Annotated in this window: 14 protein-coding genes and 1 pseudogene; 8 read left to right on the top strand and 7 right to left on the bottom strand. The window is 52.3% G+C overall.

The window, feature by feature from the left end; translation table 11 throughout:
* Positions 1 to 78 precede the first annotated feature (78 nt).
* Entirely contained in the window at positions 79 to 2688 is a 2610-nt protein-coding gene (gene pepN, locus J9253_RS08420; RefSeq protein WP_210224157.1) for an aminopeptidase N, read from the top strand.
* 34 nt (positions 2689 to 2722) lie between these two features.
* Positions 2723 to 3175 (top strand): hypothetical protein, encoded by a 453-nt coding sequence (locus J9253_RS08415; RefSeq protein ID WP_210224156.1) that lies wholly within the window; start codon positions 2723 to 2725, stop codon positions 3173 to 3175.
* A 128-nt stretch (positions 3176 to 3303) separates the two neighbouring features.
* Here the strand turns inward: J9253_RS08415 and J9253_RS08410 are convergent, their stop codons facing one another.
* The 5 genes and pseudogenes from J9253_RS08410 to J9253_RS08390 all read right to left on the bottom strand — a co-directional run.
* Positions 3304 to 3690, bottom strand: coding sequence for a hypothetical protein (locus J9253_RS08410; protein WP_210224155.1), 387 nt, complete (start codon positions 3688 to 3690; stop codon positions 3304 to 3306).
* Positions 3691 to 3809: 119 nt separating this feature from the next.
* The gene (locus tag J9253_RS08405) at positions 3810 to 4541 is read right to left on the bottom strand and encodes a sulfotransferase family protein (RefSeq protein ID WP_210224154.1); all 732 of its coding nucleotides are present in this window, start codon (positions 4539 to 4541) and stop codon (positions 3810 to 3812) included.
* The gene (locus J9253_RS08400; protein WP_210224153.1) at positions 4538 to 4942 is read right to left on the bottom strand and encodes a type II toxin-antitoxin system VapC family toxin; all 405 of its coding nucleotides are present in this window, start codon (positions 4940 to 4942) and stop codon (positions 4538 to 4540) included. The genes J9253_RS08405 and J9253_RS08400 overlap by 4 nt, the downstream gene beginning before the upstream one ends.
* Positions 4939 to 5163: an AbrB/MazE/SpoVT family DNA-binding domain-containing protein gene (locus tag J9253_RS08395; RefSeq protein ID WP_210224152.1), complete on the bottom strand. Its 225-nt coding sequence runs from the start codon at positions 5161 to 5163 to the stop codon at positions 4939 to 4941. The genes J9253_RS08400 and J9253_RS08395 overlap by 4 nt, the downstream gene beginning before the upstream one ends.
* 312 nt (positions 5164 to 5475) lie before the next feature.
* Positions 5476 to 6825: pseudogene (locus J9253_RS08390) on the bottom strand (TRCF domain-containing protein); the annotation flags it as partial.
* A 323-nt stretch (positions 6826 to 7148) separates the two neighbouring features.
* Here J9253_RS08390 and J9253_RS08385 point away from each other — a divergent pair.
* The 3 genes from J9253_RS08385 to J9253_RS08375 are packed head-to-tail and all read left to right on the top strand — an operon-like array spanning position 7149 to position 10434.
* Positions 7149 to 8552 (top strand): esterase/lipase family protein, encoded by a 1404-nt coding sequence (locus J9253_RS08385; protein ID WP_210224151.1) that lies wholly within the window; start codon positions 7149 to 7151, stop codon positions 8550 to 8552.
* A 14-nt stretch (positions 8553 to 8566) separates the two neighbouring features.
* Positions 8567 to 9169 carry a hypothetical protein gene (locus J9253_RS08380; RefSeq protein WP_210224150.1) on the top strand — a complete coding sequence of 201 codons (603 nt, stop codon included), beginning with the start codon at positions 8567 to 8569 and terminating at the stop codon, positions 9167 to 9169.
* Entirely contained in the window at positions 9166 to 10434 is a 1269-nt protein-coding gene (locus tag J9253_RS08375; RefSeq protein WP_210224149.1) for a hypothetical protein, read from the top strand. The genes J9253_RS08380 and J9253_RS08375 overlap by 4 nt, the downstream gene beginning before the upstream one ends.
* A gap of 29 nt (positions 10435 to 10463) precedes the next feature.
* Here the strand turns inward: J9253_RS08375 and mfd are convergent, their stop codons facing one another.
* Both mfd and J9253_RS08365 read right to left on the bottom strand, forming a co-directional pair.
* Positions 10464 to 13949: a transcription-repair coupling factor gene (gene mfd, locus J9253_RS08370; RefSeq protein WP_210224148.1), complete on the bottom strand. Its 3486-nt coding sequence runs from the start codon at positions 13947 to 13949 to the stop codon at positions 10464 to 10466.
* 33 nt (positions 13950 to 13982) lie between these two features.
* A complete protein-coding gene (locus J9253_RS08365) occupies positions 13983 to 15344 on the bottom strand; it encodes an SEL1-like repeat protein (RefSeq protein ID WP_210224147.1) in 1362 nt (453 codons plus the stop codon).
* Positions 15345 to 15530: 186 nt separating this feature from the next.
* On the opposite strand from J9253_RS08365, the gene minC reads away from it, so the two are divergent.
* The 3 genes from minC to minE all read left to right on the top strand — a co-directional run bounded on the left by minC (position 15531) and on the right by minE (position 17388).
* Positions 15531 to 16244: a septum site-determining protein MinC gene (gene minC / locus J9253_RS08360; protein WP_228291546.1), complete on the top strand. Its 714-nt coding sequence runs from the start codon at positions 15531 to 15533 to the stop codon at positions 16242 to 16244.
* Between the two features lie 76 nt (positions 16245 to 16320).
* Positions 16321 to 17127 carry a septum site-determining protein MinD gene (gene minD / locus J9253_RS08355; protein ID WP_210224145.1) on the top strand — a complete coding sequence of 269 codons (807 nt, stop codon included), beginning with the start codon at positions 16321 to 16323 and terminating at the stop codon, positions 17125 to 17127.
* Between the two features lie 3 nt (positions 17128 to 17130).
* The gene (minE, locus tag J9253_RS08350; protein ID WP_210224144.1) at positions 17131 to 17388 is read left to right on the top strand and encodes a cell division topological specificity factor MinE; all 258 of its coding nucleotides are present in this window, start codon (positions 17131 to 17133) and stop codon (positions 17386 to 17388) included.
* Positions 17389 to 17397: the final 9 nt, after the last annotated feature.

The following is a 17397-nucleotide window of genomic DNA, read 5'->3' as shown; positions in this document are numbered from 1 at the left end:
GGAGCGAGAAGAGGGTCGGCTAACGCCGACGCGCTATCCCTCCCCGCCCTGAAGGACGGGGTATCTCGCGCAAGATGGATGAAAGAAGGCCAACCAACGACCATTTATTTGCAGGACTATGCTGCACCGGCTTACCGCGTGGATGCTGTGTCCCTGGTATTTGAATTGGGCGAAGCATCTACCCGCGTCACCAGCGTTGCCAATTACCGCCGCGAGCCGGGGGTAGCTGCCGATACGCCGTTGGAATTGTACGGTGAAGCCCTCGAATTGCTGGAAGTTCGCCTGAATGGTTTGCCACTCAGCGAGACGGATTACAGCATCAGCGATACTGGCATGAGTGTACACAACGTATCCGCGCTGTGTACGCTGGAAATCGTCACGCGCATTTACCCGCAGAAGAATACCTCTCTGGAAGGCTTGTACCAGAGCAGCGGTAATTTCTGCACCCAATGTGAGGCGCAGGGTTTCCGCAAAATCACCTATTACCCCGACCGCCCGGATGTGATGACGGTGTTCACCACCCAGATTCTGGCGGATAAGCAAAAGTACCCAATACTGCTGTCCAACGGCAACCTTACTGGCAGCGGTGATTTACCGGATGGGCGTCACTGGGCGCGTTGGGAAGACCCGTTTCACAAACCGGCGTATTTGTTTGCGCTGGTGGCAGGCAATTTGCAGCATGTGGAAGACCATTACACCACGCTTTCCGGGCGTGAGGTGACCTTGCGCATCTACACCGAAGCGCACAATATCGACAAATGTGACCACGCGATGCAGTCGCTGAAACGGGCGATGTATTGGGATGAACAGCGTTTCGGGCTGGAATACGACCTCGATATTTACATGGTTGTGGCGGTCGATGACTTCAATATGGGGGCGATGGAAAACAAGGGCTTGAACGTGTTCAATTCCAAGTTGGTATTCGCCAGCCCCGCCACCGCTACGGATATGGATTACGTCAATATTGAAGCGGTGATTGGCCACGAATATTTCCACAACTGGACAGGCAACCGCGTGACTTGCCGTGACTGGTTCCAGTTGTCGCTCAAGGAAGGCTTGACGGTGTTCCGCGATCAGGAATTCACTTCCGATTTGCATTCGCGCCCAGTCAAGCGCATTGAGGATGTGCGGGCATTGCGTACCTTCCAGTTCGCCGAAGATGCCAGCCCGATGGCGCATCCGATCCGCCCGGCTTCCTACATGGAAATCAACAATTTCTACACCGTGACCGTTTACGAAAAAGGCGCGGAAGTGGTGCGCATGTACCAGACGCTGTTGGGGCGTGACGGTTTCCGCAAGGGCATGGACTTGTACTTCGAGCGCCATGACGGGCAGGCGGTTGCCACCGAAAATTTCCTTGCTGCGATGGCGGATGCCAATGAAGCGGATTTAAGCCAATTTCAGCGTTGGTACGATCAGGCAGGCACGCCGCAAGTGGCCGTGCGCATGGATTACGATGCAGCGGCGCAACGTTGCACCCTGCATTTCAGCCAAAGCTGCCCGGCAACCCCGGAAGCCGATAACAAGCTGCCATTCCTGATTCCAGTGGCAATCGGTTTGCTGGATGGTAAAGGGCAAGACTTGATCGGCACGCAAGTGTTACGTCTGACCGATACGGAGCAATCGTTCACGTTTGAGAAGGTGCCGGAACAGCCAGTGCCATCCTTGCTGCGTGATTTTTCTGCGCCGGTGAAGCTCAACTTCCCGTATGCGGAAGCGGATCTGGTGTTCCTGATGAAGCACGACAGCGACGCTTTCAATCGTTGGGATGCCGGGCAACGGTTGGCGATGCAAACCATCCTGAAGCTGTTGGCAGCACACCAGCAACAGGAAGCTTTCGGACTGGAGCACGATTTCATCAGCGCTTATCAGGCTATTCTCACCGACGATGCGTTGGATCGTGCCTTGCGTGCCGCAGCCTTGCAATTGCCGTCCGAAGCGGATATTGCTGAAGTGGCGCGGCCTTCTGACCCGGAAGCCATTCATGCCGTGCGCGAATTTATCTACACCACGCTGGCAAAAGCGTTGCGGCTGGATCTGGAACGTCTGTATGCGGAATTGCACGAGGAGGGTGAATACTCGCCGGATGCGACCAGCATTGGCCGCCGCAGCCTGAAAAACGTTTGTTTGGCGTATCTGGGGCGGATTCAGGATGACGGTATCCATGAAGCCTGTTTGCAACAGTACCTTGCGGCAGGCAATATGACCGATGCGATGGCGGCTTTGGCGGTGCTGAGCAGTATTGAATGCCCACAACGTGAGCAAGCCTTACAGCATTTCCACGACCGCTGGCAGCATGATTCGTTGGTGATGGATAAATGGTTTGCGCTGCAAGCCACGTCTTCCTTGCCGGACACTCTGCAACAGGTGCAAGCCTTGATGCAGCACAAGCTGTTCGATATGCGTAACCCCAACAAGGTACGTGCATTGGTTGGCAGTTTTGCGATGCGCAACCCGTTGCATTTCCATGCGCAAGACGGTAGTGGTTACGTTTTCCTCACCGAGCGGGTACTGGAACTGGATGCGATGAACCCGCAAATTGCTTCCCGCATGGTACGCCCGCTGATGAACTGGCGGCAGTACGAACCGGTGCGCAGTGCGCTGATGAAAGCTCAACTGGAACGCATTCAGGCACACAGTGGCTTATCGAGTGATGCGTATGAAATCGTCAACAAGAGTCTGGTATAATGCAGCGACTGTATTTAATGAGAGAGGGCATAGTATGAAATTGAATGGTTTTAAAGCACTAGGGCTGGCAGCATTGTTGATGACTGGCGGTAACGCGGTTGCCGATGAAGTCTGGAACACCAATGTAGGCCGGATTGTATACGCGGATGAAATCGGCCCAACCGCCGTGTTCGCTTACGGCTCGGCAGAAGATCCGGGTGTGATCTACATCGTGGGTCTTGCCAAGGTTTACCAGAACCGTGGTACGTATGATGGTTACTGGGCAGAAAACAATGCAAAGGTCGAATGTACCACCGAGCGCCCTGGCATTTATGGCAAAATGACCAAGTACTGGGGGCGTTACCAGATCAAGTTCCTCGATAAAGGTTTCCCTGCCCGTTGGGAAGCGACGTGGAGCTATTGTGATGGCGCGGCTGAAAAGCTGAAAATTGAAGCGACACCAGCCGTTGGTGAAGCAGTGGCTGCGCCAGCACCTGCGAAGAAATAAGCGCTTTACCCGCCTACAAAAAAAGGGTCAACCGACTTGCGTTGGTTGACCCTTAGCCCCAATTATCCATCAGCCCTCAAACTTGTTGTTACCCCAGCCCCCCTTTTGCTTAGCCCTTTCGCAAACGGTTATTTATGCTGTGCATTTGGCATCTGATGATGTTGCTTATGCTTGTTAGCTTTTTTGACAACTGCCTTGTTGTTAGCCAGTTTAGTGATGTGCCTGTTCAAGGCCGCTTCTTTGCGTTCCAACTTGACACGTTCAATTCTGGTTACTTGGTGGTCTTTTTTCGCCAGTTTCACGGCGGAACCTAGGCGACGCAGTTCGGTACGCAGTTGGCGTTCTTCAGTCCGGGTCAGTTTGCCGCTTTTGACGCCAGCATCAATACGCATGTCCAATCTGGGGATGTTGACATCCACACGTTGAAAGTGGCCTTGTGGTGCTGCCATTGCCGCAGAAGAAGCAAACAATACGCCTGCGATCAGTGCGCTTGAGAATAAGTTAATCTTTTTCATGGTATCACTCCGGTTAGTTACTGTTAGGTGAAAGTGTTTTCCCTTTCAACAGGTGTAACGATACGGCTAAATCACGCACGAAATATGATTGAATTGTGTAAAAAAAGTGGAAGTCATGATTAAATAAACAGGCTATCCAACGCATTATCAATGAGTTGCTGGCGGCAGTGTTGGTAGGTCTGTTCTGCTTGTTGCAATAACGTCGCATCTAACACCACATCATCCACCGCTTCCTGAAAATCCGGTAATATTTTGCCGGTATGAATGAGGGGTGAGGTATCCCCCGCACCGGCTACGCCCGTTTTGGCAAAGCTACCGTATTCAGGCGATAACGGTTCGGCCATTCCTATCCATTGCTGTAACTGGCTTAATAAGCGGTCAGTGTCAGTACAGACTTTTTCGGTATCAAAATAGTAATAACGTTGTGGGTGTTGCTGGGCGAAGTTGCTAAGGGTTTGCAGCCGTTCGAGGTAATAGTCGGTTGCGCCAGTGGGTTGTGCATACAAGTCATCGCTGGATTTTTGCCGAAATAACTTGATGATGCTTTTAATGGTTGGCTCAGGTTGGCGTAACGCAAGAAAGATGACGGCATTTTGTAACGCGGGCAGGCTTACATTCAGTTGGTAATCGTTGTGCAGCAGTTTATCAAACTGATAGTGACTGTCGGATTTTAAGCTGTCGTGTTGGCTGTAGTCCGCGATTTGCTGGGCTAAATCAGCGTCGCTGAGGTAGCTTTGGTGCATTTCGTAATAGCCATTGATACGCGGGTGTGAGCCGATAATATGCCCTAGCAAACTGCTGTAGGCACGCATGTGGCTGAGTAGGAAGATTCGGGAATGGGGTTGTGTCATGGTTTAATGAGTTTAAGTTGCGGATAGTAAGTATTATATTTAGCGGAGTCTCTAGTTATTAACTCAAACTGAGAGACAGTAGCGTGTGCGCCAATGAAGAAATCAGGCAGAGGTGATTTTTTTGTGCCTTTATTTCTTCTGTATTGTAGAAACACTTTTCCAGTCAAAAACAATGCTTCTCTCGGCATTTCCAATACTTTGATGCCAAGCTCAGATATGGCAGCCTCTACCTCTTCGATTTTATCGAATCCAATCGAGACTTCTGTGTAAACAATGGAGTTAATATATAATGTATTTGTCTTGCTGTACCTCTCAAGAACATTCTCTGACCAATCTGCCCAGTTAGGATCATCTGTAAATAAATCAAGCAACACGCATGAGTCTACAAAAACACCGTTCATGATGATTCCCTTGTAAGACCCATGATCTGATCTGTCGACATTTTAGCCGTTGCTATACCCCTAAACTTGTGAAATTTTCTTGTGATTGTCGGTTCATCAACCCTGACGATATAGAATCGTCCATTTTCTTCTCTGAAGTCGATCTCAGTTTCAGGGGAAATTCCTAGTATCTCTCTGATATTTCTAGGAATAGTGACTTGTCCTTTAGTGGTTACTCTCATGGCATATACGCTTTATATGTAAGTAAGACCTTTATGGTATTACTTGTGAGAGCAACAAGCAACGATGTCTCTTGTGTTGTTCTTGAACTTTCCTGCGTTAGAGTATCTGAGGATAGTGTAACTTTACCGAATTCTCATTTAGCATTGGTATAACGTCAATATGACGTAACTGTTCACGAGCTTGCAACTGCCACGGTCTGAGCTATGCTTGATGAATGAACGAGCTGACCACCACCACCGATTTGACCGACATTGCGTTGCCAACCGATTTGGCCACCTCCCAGCAGCTTAACCGTATTCAATTTTTTTGTATCAACTTCCAATCTCCCCCATCAACTTAACCACCCACTCCTCCCGCTCCTCCACCGTCAGCAATTCCACCTCAAACCGTAACTTATCCTGCCCATCCAGTTTAAACACCCACGGGCGTTTCTGGATCAGGGTAATCACCTTCATCGGGTCAATATTTGGTTTGTCGTCAAAGATAATCCGCCCGCCCTTGATGTGCATATCCAGCTTGCGGATGCTCAGTTCCTGTGCCAGCAGCTTGACCCGCGTAACGCTGAACAGCGTCTTGGTTGGCTCTGGCAGCAGCCCGAAGCGGTCGATCATTTCCACCCGCAATTCGTCCAGTGCCGCCTGCGATTCCGCGCTGGCAATGCGTTTGTAGAGGATCAGCCGCGCATGGACATCCGGCAAATAATCGTCCGGAATCAGCGCAGGCGCACCCAATTCCACCGTGGTGCGGCGGCTGGTGGCGCTCAATTCCGGCACTTTGCCGGACTTCAACGCCTTCACGGCGCGTTCCAGCAAGTCGTTGTAGAGGTTGAAACCGATTTCCTGAATCTGCCCGCTTTGCCCTTCGCCGAGCAATTCGCCCGCGCCGCGAATCTCCAGATCGTGCGTCGCCAGCGTGAAGCCGACCCCCAGTTCTTCTAGCGATTCAATCGCTTCCAGCCGCTTGACCGCATCCGGCGTGAGCGCGGATTTCGGCGGCGCAATCAAATAGGCGTAAGCGCGGTGGTGCGAACGCCCGACCCGCCCGCGCAACTGGTGCAATTGCGCCAGCCCCAGTTTGTCGGCGCGGTTGATCAAAATCGTGTTGGCGGTCGGCACGTCGATGCCGCTTTCAATGATGGTGGTCGCAATCAGAATCTGGAAACGCTGGTGGTAAAAGTCGCTCATGATGTTTTCCAGCTCATTCGCCCGCATCTGCCCGTGGGCATGGCGCACCGTCACGCCGGGCAACATCGCGGTCAATTCCGCTTCCACATTGGCAATGGTTTTGACCTCATTGTGTAGCACGTACACCTGCCCGCCACGTGACAATTCCCGCGCACACGCCTCCTGAATGATGGTCTTGTTCCACTCGCACACGAAAGTTTTGATCGCGTGGCGTTGCGTCGGCGGGGTGGCAATGATCGACAAATCGCGCAAGCCCGACAGCGACATATTCAGCGTGCGCGGAATCGGCGTGGCGGTCATGGTCAACATATCGACATTGGCACGCAGCTTTTTCATCTGCTCCTTGTCGCGCACCCCGAAGCGGTGTTCCTCGTCGATAATCACCAGCCCCAGTTGCTTGAAATGCACATCATCCTGCAACAGCTTGTGCGTACCGATCACGATGTCGATCTTGCCGGACGCGAGCGCCGCCAGTGCTTGGCGGCACTAAACGAAAAAGTCAAGGTGGAAAATTCAATCTATAGAAATATTAATGAAAAGATGTAAATTTAGTAATGATGTGTTGAAAAAAAAAATGAATTATTGATAGAATTAGATTATGAAGATAACAGTAGGGGCTACAGGGGGCTGGCAAAACTTATCTCATTCCGTTCAAGGCTGACTTTTCTCAAAGGAAGCTTCGTTCGTGGTTGTCTGACTTTTTTTGAAATAAATTATGCAATGCAAAAAAATATGTAAAATTTTTTGTGTAAATATTTTGGTGTTCTCATGGGTAATAATTTTCAAAATAGGGGTTTTATATGAAAATTTCACAATCTCGTTTCGTTAGTGCGTTGCTGCTTGGGTTGATGGCTTCCGGTACGCAAGCACAGGAGCTGGTAATTCGCATCGACAGTGTATCCTTGGTGGGGGATTATGATCCGGCTCTTGGCGGGTTGGAAATTAAGGAGCAACGTGATAGTAATGGCAATGTTCTCAATGCTATTGTTACTGCATTCCCCAAAGCTGGCACGAATTTTACAGGCTGGGATACCCTGAATTTCCTTAACCGTTGTGATCCAGCTAAGACTCAGTGTGTCATTCCTCGCGCTGTTTTGAAGGCAGCCACACGCCAGCCCCGCATTTATGCTAAATTTGCCAAAAGTACCGCAGTCCTACTGCTGCATGGGATGAACTCGGATATTAGCACTTGGGGTGCGGTGGAAGCAGACATGATAAAGCTGGGCTTTAGCGGGAAATGTACATCCCTGTCTGCCACAGAAAAGCCAAATCAGAAGAGGGACGCGGATGCGGTTCGATGCTTCAGATTGGGGGCTGCATCAAGGGACAAAATACTTAATGTGCGAACCAATGTTCCTCAAACTTGGAAGAATGGTGATGCTCTAACCTTCTCTGAATTGGGCGCGGAAGTGACCCAGACATTGCAAAACATCCAAGCAGGCTACCCCGGCATTGGTTCTTTTGTACTGGTTGGGCATAGCCGAGGCGGTTTGGCAGCAAGGGCAGCCTTTGTTGGAAATGCTCCCATCATTAGCAAAGTAAAAGGCGTGGTACAAATTGGTACACCGAATCAAGGCAGCGTGTTTGGTAGGATACAACAATGGTTGGTTAGCAACCCAAGACCGAAAGGATGGGGCAGTTGCCCAACGGGAGATGGAGTGCTATCGCAATATTGCGCTACGCCGGGGCCGAATGGTCAACCCTCAGAACGCGACCGTGATCAGGCATGGCAGCAAGCAACAGCAGCGGCTGCGGCTGGAACTGATCTTGGCAGCCCCACCATTGGCTATCTCGCCATTGGTTCGTCGCAACTGAATTCACTGAACCAATACAGTTTGCCATCGTGGGTAAAAACCGCTACGGTCACATCGACTGGTGTTCCGCTGGGTCAAGTGATTGGGTGGGATGGTCGTCCGTGGGCGGGTATTGACCTGCTGACCCCAGCATGGGGACTGATGACGATGGCAACACCGTGGAAGTTGCCAGATTCCACCCGTAATTTTGTTCTTAGCGGATTTAGCCTAAAATCAGGGCAGTCTGGACTCAGCGCTGACAGTGATGGAATAGTGCATATTTGGTCGCAATTGAAATTGCCAGCCAGTAACCCGCCGACCAATTATCCTGTCAGTAAAACACACCATGTTAATGAAACGGGTAATGCAGCAGTGATTAACGCCATCCGTTCAGCCATTTCTAGCATGTGAACAAGGAGTTCAAAATGAAAACATTGATCGTTAGTAGCATCGTTATGTTGGGGGTTGTGTTTGGCTTGTCGGCTTGCTCCCAGCCGGGTCATGTGTGGGGTGTAGACGGTGGGCGTAGCATTGCGGATACTAGTAAGCCTATGCAGTTTCAGAAACCCGACATCCGCTGGTCTCAAGGAAAGTCAGCCTCTGAACTCTTTCTTATGTGGAAGCAGGGATACGAAAGACTTCCTGTGGAAGCAGAAAAAAGGTCGCTGGATATGGATTACAAGCTTAACAATATTAAAGAGGCGATGGGTTTTCGTTTAAGGGACAGTGGAGGTAATGATCCTGCCTATACTTTGGTTCGGGAATATGCATTGAGCAAGAACAGCACTGGAGTTGGAGGCTTGTTGCCGGATATAGCTACCTGTAAGGCCGTTGATATTTACAAAGCCGCCAAGCGAAAATGGGGGAGGGATAGTTCAGAGTATACGGTTGATGGATTAATTGAAATGGGCATTTACCATTCAAAACTGTACGTCATGTACGACCCGCTGACAAGTCAACCTGTCCCCCCGCCGCGTGAATCGCTGTGTGACTGTCTGGAATATTCCAGCGGAGGCTGTCCGAAATGAAGAAAATCCATCTTGCCATTACCCTTTCTTTGGGGGTGATGGCGGGGGTGGCGTATTACGCCAGCCTTGACCGTGGTAACGAAACAAACGCTTTAACCACAGTAACTGCATCGGCAGCGGTCAGTAATTATCATTCGATGGCATCATCAAATATGGCAGTAGCAACCACCCATGAAGCAGAACCAGAACCTGCCTTGGTAAACGGGTATTGGCCATCAGACCCCAACTATAAAGCAACAGTTGCGGAAACTCCCGATATTTGCAAGGCAGATGCCATACCCGAAGACATGCGCAAAACCTGTGAAATGGAGGTATACAGCGCATCCTTGCAACAACAATCAGTCGGTGAACTGTTGTCCGTTTGGCAAGCAACTGAAGCAAACGGTGACGGCAAAGCGGATATTGTAAACAAGCTATTGGCAGAAAAAATCCAGCAACTCCCCGATGATGACCCGATGTATGACACGCTGCGTAACCTTACCCTGAATGCCACCGACAGCACAACCCTGAGTGGTGTCGCAATCCTTCTGGGGGAAATTGGCACAGCTCCCGTGGTAGGCATTGCCCAAGCCATGATAGGGCAAGGGTTGGAGCTAGAAGGTTATGATGTGCTGAGGGGGTTGATTAGTACCCGCAGCATTTCCCAATGGGATGCAAGCCGTCATCAGGCATTATCCCCTATTGGTGATACCCTGCAATCAGCATGGAACAATGTGCAAAGTGTCAGCACGACGGCGAGTGCCAATGACAGCAGTGCAGACGTACAGCGTAGCTTGCTGGCAAGCGCCATCGCTACGGAAGGCGGCGCGGTGAATGCTGAATTTCTGTTTTCCCACCTTAACAATGATGCAACGGATACCAAAACCCGTACCTCTCTGGGTAGCATAATCAGTACGCGGCTGCATGATGAGGGGGCTATCCCCGTCTTAAACAAATACCTCAACACTAGCCAGCCCGATAGCCCTGCATTTCAAGCCAGTGCAGGGGCATTGTTAGGGATGGCAGGTACTGATGCCGGAGCAAAGGAACTGCTCAAGTGGTCGCAAGCCAAAGCTACTGACGCGGATGCCACGATGGTGAAAGACTGGTTTAGCCAATCGTTGGGTGTTGTCAGTGGGAGCTATGACAAAAATGTGCCAGCAGTCAATACGTTTAAACCGTTGGCTGAATCGGGCAGCTTTCAGTCCGAAGCCGTGAAAACGGCAGTGCTGGCAGGTATCGCCGAACAGGAACGGCAATTGCAACCACCCCCTTCGGGGCAGTAACCTATTGAGGGGGGAGGTTGCGGAATAATTCACCCGCCAATCTCCCCCATCAACTTAACCACCCACTCCTCCCGCTCCTCCACCGTCGGCAATTCAATCTCAAACCGCAACTTATCCTGCCCATCCAGCTTAAACACCCACGGGCGTTTCTGGATCAGGGTAATCACCTTCATCGGGTCAATATTCGGCTTGTCGTCAAAGATAATCCGCCCGCCCTTGACGTGCATATCCAGCTTGCGGATGCCCAGCTCCTGCGCCAGCAGCTTGACCCGCGTGACGCTGAACAGCGTCTTGGTCGGCTCTGGCAGCAGCCCGAAGCGGTCGATCATTTCCACCCGCAATTCGTCGAGTGCCGCCTGCGATTCCGCGCTGGCAATGCGTTTGTAGAGGATCAGCCGCGCATGGACATCCGGCAAATAAGCGTCCGGGATCAGCGCAGGCGCACCCAGTTCCACCGTGGTGCGGCGGCTGGTGGCACTCAATTCCGGCACTTTGCCCGACTTCAACGCCTTCACCGCGCGTTCCAGCAAGTCGTTGTAGAGGTTGAAACCGATTTCCTGAATCTGCCCGCTTTGCCCTTCGCCGAGCAATTCGCCCGCGCCGCGAATCTCCAGATCGTGCGTCGCCAACGTAAAACCGACCCCCAGTTCTTCCAGCGATTCAATCGCTTCCAGCCGTTTGACCGCATCCGGCGTGAGCGCGGATTTCGGCGGCGCAATCAAATAGGCATAAGCGCGGTGGTGCGAACGCCCGACCCGTCCGCGCAACTGGTGCAACTGCGCCAGCCCCAGTTTGTCGGCGCGGTTGATCAAAATCGTGTTGGCGGTCGGCACGTCGATGCCGCTTTCAATGATGGTGGTGGCAATCAGAATCTGGAAACGCTGGTGGTAAAAATCGCTCATGATGTTTTCCAGCTCATTCGCCCGCATCTGCCCGTGGGCATGGCGCACCGTCACACCGGGTAACATCGCGGTCAATTCCGCTTCCACATTGGCAATGGTTTTGACCTCATTGTGCAGCACGTACACCTGCCCGCCGCGTGACAATTCGCGCGCACACGCTTCCTGAATGATGGTCTTGTTCCACTCGCACACGAAAGTCTTGATCGCGTGGCGTTGCGTCGGCGGGGTGGCAATGATCGACAAATCGCGCAAACCCGACAGCGACATATTCAGCGTGCGCGGAATCGGCGTGGCGGTCATGGTCAACATATCGACATTGGCACGCAGCTTTTTCATCTGCTCCTTGTCGCGCACCCCAAAGCGGTGTTCCTCGTCGATAATCACCAGCCCCAGTTGCTTGAAATGCACATCGTCCTGCAACAGTTTGTGCGTGCCGATCACGATGTCGATCTTGCCGGAGGCGAGCGCCTCCAGTGCCGTATTGGTTTCCTTGCCCGTCTTGAAGCGCGACAACGATTCGATATTGAATGGCCAGTCGGCAAAACGGTCGCGGAAATTGTTCAAATGCTGCTGCGTCAGCAAGGTCGTCGGCGCAATCATTGCCACCTGCTTGCCTGCATTCGCCGCCACGAATGCCGCCCGCATCGCTACTTCGGTCTTGCCGAAACCCACGTCGCCGCACACCACCCGATCCATCGGCTGTGGCGCACGCATGTCCTTGATGACGTTTTCAATCGCCAGCGCCTGATCTGGCGTTTCTTCAAACGGGAACGCGCCCGCAAACAGGCGGTAATCGTTGTCGTCAAACGGGAAGCTATGCCCCTGTTGCGCCGCACGGCGGGCGTGGATGTCGAGCAATTCCGCCGCCACATCCCGCGCCTTTTCCGCTGCTTTTTGGCGTGCTTTGTCCCACTGCTCATTGCCGAGGCGGTGCAGCGGCGCGTGTTCCGGGTCAGCCCCGGTGTAACGGCTGACCAGATGCAGCGCGGCAACGGGCACGTACAATTTGTCGTGGTTGGCGTATTCGATCAGCAAATATTCGGCAGTAACGCCGCCCGCCGTGACTGTTTCCAGCCCCAGATAACGCCCAACCCCGTGTTCCTCATGAACCACAGGTGCGCCTTCGTTGAGGTCGGTCAGGTTGCGGATAATCGCATCGGCATCGCGGGTGGCTTTGCGGCGACGGCGTTGCTGCTGGATTTGCACCCCGTGCAGCAGGTTTTCGGGGATGACTGCGATCTTCGCGTCGGGCAACCAGAAACCGTTTTCCAGCGGCGCGACTGTAACCGCCATTTCGGCTTTGCTGCCAAGGAAATCCTGCCAGGTTTCCAGCGTTTTGACCACGATACCGTTGTCTTTCAGCAGCGTGAGGAAGGCTTCGCGCCGTCCAGCGGATTCGGCGGTGAATAGCACCCGGCCTTTCAGGTCTTTGATGAAATTGAGCAGCAGGAACAGCGGTTGTTCCTGACGGGCGTGGATCAGCAGCGAGGGCAGGGCAGAAACCGGATAATCCACCGTAGGGGCGTATTGCATACGCCCTTCTTCGGCATCATGATCGGAGGAAGAGGGCGTATGCAATACGCCCCTACGATGCTGCGCTTCAACCCGAGGGTAATCCGTCAAATAACTCCCCAACATCGCCGCCGTCAAAAACAGCTTTTCCGGCGCCAGCAAGGGGCGTTCAATATCATGCCGCCGTTGTTCATAGCGGTCTTCGAGCGATTTCCAGAAGCGGCTGATGGCAGTATCAACCCCTTCGGTTAGCACCAACAGGGTTTTCTTCGGCAGGTAATCGAACAGCGTGGCGGTATGCTCAAAGAACAGCGGCAGGTAATACTCGATCCCGGCGGAAGGCTTGCCCTGACTCACGCCTTCGTAAATGCGGCTGCGGGTCAAATCGCCCTCAATCTGCGCTCGGTAGTTCTGGCGGAAGGTGCGGATTCCGGCTTCATCCAGCGGGAATTCGCGGGCAGGTAGCAGTTCAATGCTGTCCACCTTCTCTTCGGTAAGCTGGGTTTCTGGGTTGAAGGTGCGGATCGAGTCGATTTCGTCGTCAAACAAGTCAATGCGGTAAGGTGTGTTGCTACCCATTGGGAACAAATCCACCAACGAGCCACGGGTGGCGTATTCGCCGTGTTCCATCACCTGGCTGACGTTGCGGTAGCCTGCTTCTTCGAGTTGCTTGCGCAATTTGTCGATGTCGAGCGGCGAACCTTTGCGCACCACGAACGTATGCCCATGCACGTAACCGGGTGGCGCAAGCCGGTGCAGCAAGGTGCTGGCAGGCACGATGAGGATGCCGCGTTTGAGATTTTGCAGCGTCGCCAGCGTTTTCAGGCGCTCGGAAATAATGTCTTCGTGCGGTGAAAATACGTCGTAGGGTAGGGTTTCCCAGTCAGGAAATATATGGCTGGGAATGTCGGGGGCAAAGAATTGCAGCGCGGATTCGGCCTGATAAGCGGCATGTACATCCGGGACGACCAGTAGTAACAGGCCATCAAACCCTTGGGCAGACTGGGCAATCAGCCATTCGTGGGAGCAACCGTACAACTGCCCCCAGCGGATGTGTCCATTGGGGGCGGGAGGAAGATGAGGCTTGAGCAATGCAGGCATGAATCCGGGCTTGTATTCTGGAAAGCCCGTATTCTACTGGATGGCGACTTGTTTGTCCTGAGCCAGTGTGCCGTTAGGGGCGGTTTTCAGACGGCGTTCCACTTCAGCGTGCTCACTATCGTTCAGCATTTTCAGGACGTAATCACGGTTGGCAATCGCCCCTTCATGCCCTTGGTTAGCGGCTAGCGAGAGCCAGTAAGCGGCTGATGGCAGGTCTTTTGCCATGCCAATGCCATGTGCCATGTAGGTGCCAAGATTGAACTGGGCGCTGGCGTTTCCGGCTTCGGCAGCACGCTGGAACCATTGGTAAGCTTCGCTGCTATCGGCCTTCACGCTCTGCTCGTTGGCCAGCATCATGGCGAGGCTAAGCTGGGCATCGGTGTAACCCTGTTCCGCTGCCTGACGATACCAATGCACTGCCAGCGTATCGTCTTTGGGCAGGTCAGCTCCTTGGTCGTACATGAAGCCGACAGTGTATTGAGCGGCGGGGTTGCCACCGTCGGCCGCTTTGCGTATCCAGTCAATGCCTGTTGCGTGATCCCGCGTAACACCTTCGCCCAGCAGGTATTTGACGCCGAGGTTGTATTGCGCCCCGGCTTCACCTTGCTGCGCGGCTTGGCGATACCAGCGGATGGCTTCTGTGATGCTTTTAGCCTCGCCTTTGCCTTGTTCATACATCAGACCCAGATTGAACGCGGCGGCGGGGTCGCCTTGTTCCGCTGCTTTGTGAAACCAGTGGGCGGCTTGTGACAGGTTTTGGGGCAGGGTGGTGCCTTGCAGGTAACGTACCCCCAAATCAAACTGGGCATTTTTGTGACCGTTTTGGGCGGCTTGCGTATACCAATAGGTGGCTTCTGTCGGATCGGCCTGTTTACCTTTGCTAAAATCATACAGTAGGGCAAGGTTATATTGAGCTTCCGCATCATGCTGTTGAGCCGCTTGTTCCAGCCAGTAACGTGCTTTATCGGTGTCCTTGACCACCCGCAGGTATAGCAAGCCCAAGTTGTATTGGGAGTCTAGGTGCTTCTGTTTTGCCGCTTGTTCGTAAAGATTGACCGCTTTGGCGGTATCCTGCTTTACATACGTACCGTTTTCATAGAGATTAGCAAGTTCAAACAAAGCGGGTGAGTAGCTTTGTGATGCTGCACGTTCCAGCCAGATCAGCCCCTGTTCCAAGTCTGTTTTGTTGGCGTTGCTGTTCAGTAATTTTTTTGCTCTGGTGAATTGTTCGGCTGCCTTGAGCTTACCAGCCGTTGCTATAATGCTCGCGGGTATGGATGTTGTGGGAGATTCCGAACTCTCGGTCGTTTTAGCGGATGTTGGCAAAGCCAGTGCCAGTAGTGTTGCGGCAGTTATGCCCAGCCATAACGGTGCTGAAACCGTACTGATGTACATGATAGTGAAGCCCCCAGTGCAAAAAATCAGGAAAACCCATTTATTTTGTTCTATATAATTTCTGATTATATGACCAAAGTATGTGTTAATAAAACGATTTTAAACAAGATGTGTTGCCAATGTTGTACCTTTTGTCGGGTAAAGTTACAGTAAGGTTCATGCGATTTTTAGTCAGGAGTATGGGTTGTGTCAGGAGATTTGCTTGAAATAAAGGGTGAAATGACTCTGCTCAGCGTGCTGCGGCTAACGTCTACCGAGCTGGAAACCATCCGGCAGGGTCTGCAACAAAAGCTGGAGAGCGTGCCGCAATTATTTGCCAACAGCCCTTTGGTGGTGGATTGCAGCCAGTTGGGTGATGCTTGTGCAGAGCTGGATATGGCGCAGTTGCGTGAAACCATTCTGGCGCTTGGGTTTATCCCGGTCGGCATCCGTAACATGACGGAAGAGTGTGTCGAACCCGCGAAGCAAGCCGGTTGGGCGGTATTGCGTGCCGGGCGAGCAACTGGTGCGTTGCCACGGCTGGAAACACCGACAACAGCGGGTGACCCTGAGCCGGAAGCGCCTATGACCGCCAGTGTTAAAGTGGTGGATCGCCCGCTGCGTTCCGGTCAGCAAGTCTATTTTCCTGAAGGCAGTCTGGTGATTTTGCAACATACCAGTGCGGGCTCTGAAATCCTTGCGGGCGGTTCTGTGCATGTGTACGGCTCGTTGCGTGGCAGGGTACTGGCCGGGATTGGTGGGGATACCAGCGCCCGTATTTTCTGTCAGAAACTGGAAGCTGAATTGGTGGCCATTGCCGGTCATTACCGTTTGTTGGATGACATTGATACCGACTTAAAAGGCTCACCTGCCATGGTTTGGCTGGAAGGAGAAAAATTGAGAATTGCACCAATGTTCTGAAAATTCCTACATTTTTATGCTAAATAAGGTCTGCGGTATCGGTTAAATATGCCGTATCAATAAGAAGGAGTATTTTTTGAGCAGAATAGTTGTCGTTACCTCCGGTAAAGGCGGTGTTGGCAAAACCACTACCAGTGCTGCCTTTGCAACTGGGCTTGCCATGCGCGGTTATAAGACGGCGGTGATTGATTTTGATGTCGGCTTGCGTAATCTGGATCTGATCATGGGGTGTGAGCGCCGTGTGGTTTATGATTTTGTCAATGTCATCAATAACGAAGCCTCGCTGAGTCAGGCATTGATCCGCGATAAGCACGTGGAAAATCTGCACGTATTACCCGCTTCCCAAACCCGTGACAAGGATGCGCTAACCACGGAAGGTGTTGGCAAGGTGATGGATGAGCTGCACGAGCTTGGTTTTGATTTTATCGTGTGTGATTCCCCGGCAGGTATTGAGCGCGGCGCACACATGGCGATGTATTACGCCGATGATGCGATTGTCGTGACCAACCCGGAAGTGTCTTCAGTACGCGATTCCGACCGCATTCTCGGTTTATTGCAAAGCAAGACCTACCGTGCCAAGCAGGGTGAAAGCGTGCGTGAACACTTGCTGATTACCCGTTACTCACCTGCTCGGGTCAGCGCTGGTGAAATGCTGGGGTTGGAAGATATTCTGGAGATTCTCGCTGTCCCGCTGATTGGCGTGGTTCCTGAGTCCCAAAGCGTGTTGCAGGCATCCAACAGCGGTACACCCGTGATTCTCGATAAGGTTAGTGATGCCGGGCAGGCATACGATGACTTTGTGCGTCGTTTTCTTGGTGAAACAGTCCCTCACCGCTTCTTGGAAGTGGAAAAGAAGGGTTTCTTCAAAAAGCTGTTTGGGTGATTTATGGGATGGTTTGATTATTTTAAGCAGAGTAGCCCAAGTAGTGCCAAGGTTGCCAAAGAACGCTTGCAGATTGTAATTGCGCACGAACGTATTGACCGTAACGGGCCTGAATATTTGCCGCAGTTACGCCGCGATATTATGGAAGTGATCCGCAAGTACGTAGCGATTACCGAAGATCAGGTCAATGTCCAGTATGAGAAGGGTGTGGATTATGATGTGCTGGAATTGAACATTGCTTTGCCGGAGCGTGACCACTGAATAAGAAAC

This window comes from Thiothrix litoralis, from assembly GCF_017901135.1.
Taxonomy (GTDB): domain Bacteria; phylum Pseudomonadota; class Gammaproteobacteria; order Thiotrichales; family Thiotrichaceae; genus Thiothrix; species Thiothrix litoralis.
This window is presented reverse-complemented; position numbering and strand designations above follow the sequence as displayed.

Coding starts and splice junctions, on each gene's coding strand:
- pepN (WP_210224157.1), top strand. CDS start 79: ATGAAAGAAGGCCAACCAACGACCATTTATTTGCAGGACTATGCTGCA.
- J9253_RS08415 (WP_210224156.1), top strand. CDS start 2,723: ATGAAATTGAATGGTTTTAAAGCACTAGGGCTGGCAGCATTGTTGATG.
- J9253_RS08410 (WP_210224155.1), bottom strand. CDS start 3,690: ATGAAAAAGATTAACTTATTCTCAAGCGCACTGATCGCAGGCGTATTG.
- J9253_RS08405 (WP_210224154.1), bottom strand. CDS start 4,541: ATGACACAACCCCATTCCCGAATCTTCCTACTCAGCCACATGCGTGCC.
- J9253_RS08400 (WP_210224153.1), bottom strand. CDS start 4,942: ATGAACGGTGTTTTTGTAGACTCATGCGTGTTGCTTGATTTATTTACA.
- J9253_RS08395 (WP_210224152.1), bottom strand. CDS start 5,163: ATGAGAGTAACCACTAAAGGACAAGTCACTATTCCTAGAAATATCAGA.
- J9253_RS08385 (WP_210224151.1), top strand. CDS start 7,149: ATGAAAATTTCACAATCTCGTTTCGTTAGTGCGTTGCTGCTTGGGTTG.
- J9253_RS08380 (WP_210224150.1), top strand. CDS start 8,567: ATGAAAACATTGATCGTTAGTAGCATCGTTATGTTGGGGGTTGTGTTT.
- J9253_RS08375 (WP_210224149.1), top strand. CDS start 9,166: ATGAAGAAAATCCATCTTGCCATTACCCTTTCTTTGGGGGTGATGGCG.
- mfd (WP_210224148.1), bottom strand. CDS start 13,949: ATGCCTGCATTGCTCAAGCCTCATCTTCCTCCCGCCCCCAATGGACAC.
- J9253_RS08365 (WP_210224147.1), bottom strand. CDS start 15,344: ATGTACATCAGTACGGTTTCAGCACCGTTATGGCTGGGCATAACTGCC.
- minE (WP_210224144.1), top strand. CDS start 17,131: ATGGGATGGTTTGATTATTTTAAGCAGAGTAGCCCAAGTAGTGCCAAG.